Below are 3473 nucleotides of genomic sequence, written 5' to 3' on the forward strand. Positions count from 1 at the left end.
CCGCTGTCGTTTGCGCAGCAGCGGCTGTGGTTCCTGGACCAGCTCGACCACGCCGCCAGCGCCGCTTACCACATGCCGGCAGGCCTGCGCCTGCAGGGACAGCTCGACAGCGCTGTGTTGCAGCGGACACTGGACCACATCGTGGCGCGCCACGAAAGCCTGCGCACCACCTTCGCCAGCATCGACGGCCAGCCGGTGCAGGTGTTTGCGCCAGCCGACTGCGGCTTCGCCCTTGCTCATCACGACCTGTCTAACCTGAACGGTGCAGAGCAGCAGGCTGCGGTCGACAGGGTAAGTGCTGACGAGGCTGCTGCCCGTTTCGATCTGAGCACAGGACCGTTATTTCGCGGTCGCCTGATAAAACTGAATGAATGCGAGCATGTGCTGCTGCTGACCCAGCATCACATCATCTCGGACGGCTGGTCAACCAATATCCTGGTCCGTGAGCTTTCCGCTTTGTATACAGCATTTTCCCAGTCTGCCAAGGATCCCTTGCCTCCGTTGGCGCTCCAGTTTGCCGATTATGCAAGTTGGCAGCGAGGTTGGCTGCAAGGTGATCGACTGCAACAACAAGGCGTGTTCTGGCAACAGCACCTGAGCGGCGCGCCGGCCCTGCTCGAGATGCCGACGGACCGTCCGCGTCCGCCGGTGCAAAGCTATGCCGGTAACAGCATCGCCTGGACAATACCGGCAGAATTGACCTCCGGCTTGCGTGCATTGACGCAGCGCCATGGCGTCACGCTGTTCATGACCATGCTGGCAGGCTGGGCCAGCCTGCTGTCGCGCTTTAGTGGGCAGGATGATGTCGTTATCGGCACTTCGTTCGCGAATCGTCAACGTAGTGAAGTCGAGCCAATGATAGGCTTCCTGATCAACACGTTAGCGTTACGCGTGCAAATGCAGGATGACCCGACCGTGGCGCAATTACTGGCACAGGTGAAGTCGACAATGCTTGATGTCCACGCCAACCAGGATATTCCTTTCGAGCAGGTTGTAGAAATTATCCGGCCGCAACGAAGCCTGAGCCACAGCCCGGTATTCCAGTCTACGCTGGTCATGCAGAACATGCCAAGTGAGGCTTTGGTGCTACCTGGCCTGATGCTAGTAGAAAGCTGGACATCGCGGGCAACCGCACAGTTCGACTTGTCTCTTTCCCTGAGCGAGACTGGAGATACGATTTCTGCCCGTCTGGAGTACGCCATAGATCTGTTTGATCAGTCGACGATGGAACGGCTTCTGCAGCATTTCGACGTGCTCCTGGGAGGGATGACGAGTAATGAGCAGCTGCGAGTCAGCCAGTTGCCGCTACTGACACCATCGCATCAGCAGCTGTTGGTGGACTGGAATGACACGGCAATAGAAATGCCAGGTGATCAATTTGTACACCAGTTGTTTGAAGCGCAGGCAGCGGCACAACCCGAGGCAACGGCACTGGTGTTCGAAGCACAAAGTATGAGCTTTGGCGAATTGAACCGACGCGCCAATGGTGTTGCGCACGCGTTGCTGGCTCTTGGCGTTCGTCCGGACGAGCGGGTTGCTATCTGTGTCACGCGCAGCATCGATATGGTGATTGGCCTACTTGGCGTACTCAAGGCAGGCGCAGCATACGTACCGCTCGATCCGACATACCCAGCCGAACGTTTAGCCCACATGCTGACCGACAGTGCTCCCGTGGCATTGCTGGCACATACACTCACGAAAGATGCGTCAGCGCGATTCGCGGGCAGCGAGCAGGCAGTGCCATTGCTGTTGATCGATGATATCGCGCCGTCATTCATAGGCAATCCGGCCCCCGCCGCGTTTGGCTTGAAAAAAAGTCACCTGGCTTATGTGATCTACACATCGGGTTCTACCGGTCTTCCCAAAGGGGCAATGATTGAACATTCGGGTCTGCTCAATTATCTGCAATGGGCATTGGAAGACTATGCTTCGACGTTGACGTGCGATGCAATCGTCTCTTCTTCGTTTTCTTTCGATGCCACCATTACCAGCCTTTATCTTCCGCTGATCAGTGGCGGGAAAGTTGTTCTGATTCCTGATGGTGGTGAATTGACGGACCTGGAACAAATGCTCGGAAGCTCTAGCAATCTCGGTTTGGTGAAGATTACCCCGTTGCATCTGCAAATGCTGGGGCGTCGTCTGGAGGGCAAGTCGCCTCTGGCGCACGTGGAGGTATTTGTCGTCGGAGGAGAAGCATTGCCTGCTGAAACCGTGGCTTTATGGCGTAACTTGAGCCCGGCGTCGCGTATCGTTAATGAGTATGGACCAACCGAGACTGTCGTCGGTTGTATTACGTATGACGCTGCGTTGACGCTGGATAGTCATAAGGATGTGCTGATTGGGCGTCCGATCGCTAACACGAAAATTTATTTGTTGGACAGGCATTTGCAGCCAGTGCCGACGGGCGTGACAGGTGAAATTTATATCGGTGGAGCCGGCGTGGCGCGTGGCTACTTGAATCGCATGGAACTGACCTCCGAGCGTTTCCTCCCAGATCCGTTTGTTGGCAATCCCCATGCTCGTATGTACAGAACAGGCGATCTTGCGCGCTATCTGTCTGACGGCAACATTGAATACCTCGGCCGTAACGATTTTCAGCTAAAAATCCGCGGTTTCCGCATCGAACCTGGGGAAATTGAAGCGAAGTTGGTTAGTTGTCCGGGAGTGCGCGAAGCGGTTGTCACTGCGTGGGACGATGTGACTGGCAGCAAACGCTTGGTCGCGTACTTCACTGCATCGATACAAGAGGGGCCGAAACCGACTGAGCTGCGCAGTTACCTTTCCAGTGTGCTGCCCGAATATATGGTGCCGTCAGCATTCGTATGTCTGGCTGCCTTACCCCTCACGTCTAACGGTAAGCTCGACCGGCGCGCTTTGCCTGCTCCGGAGAAGTCAGCACTGGTCGCACGTGACTATGAAGCACCGCAGGGAGAGGCCGAAAGGGCGATGGCGACCATTTGGCAGGAACTGCTCCAGATCGAACAGGTCGGACGCCAAGATCATTTCTTTGAGTTGGGTGGTCATTCGCTGCTCGTCGTGTCGCTGATCGGGCTTCTGCAAAAGCAGGGCATGCAGTTGAACGTACGCACCGTGTTTTCGGCGCCAACGTTGCAAGCCATGGCGGCAGCCACGATCAGCAATGGACACGCTGACACTGGTTTCGTCGCGCCAGCGAATTTGATTCCTGACGCGGTGCTGTACGCCGGTGGTGATGTTGTTGAGGAATTCCGGCTATGAGGTCGTTCGTTGTGATACCGGTAACGTGGAAGAATCAGGGTTGGGAAAATGAATAAGCGCGAACTCACTTTAGCAGAATTAAAACAGGCCGTTCTCCTCAAGCGGCTCAGCAAACGCATTGATAGCGACCGGGACAAATTGCGGCATCCGGCGATTCCTCCGGCCGACCGTACGCAGGCCTTGCCGCTGTCGTTTGCGCAGCAGCGGCTGTGGTTCCTGGACCAGCTCGACCACGC

The 3473-nt window shown here is 56.3% G+C and carries 2 protein-coding genes; both read left to right on the top strand.

Features of this window, described 5'->3' with window-relative positions:
- A partial coding sequence (locus AC1RJW_RS29615; protein WP_493048101.1) for a non-ribosomal peptide synthetase occupies positions 1–3237 on the top strand: 3237 nt, incomplete at its 5' end.
- 48 nt (positions 3238–3285) lie between these two features.
- A partial coding sequence (locus AC1RJW_RS29620; RefSeq protein WP_493048102.1) for a hypothetical protein occupies positions 3286–3473 on the top strand: 188 nt, incomplete at its 3' end.

Source organism: Janthinobacterium sp. GW822-FHT07A03, from assembly GCF_058798815.1.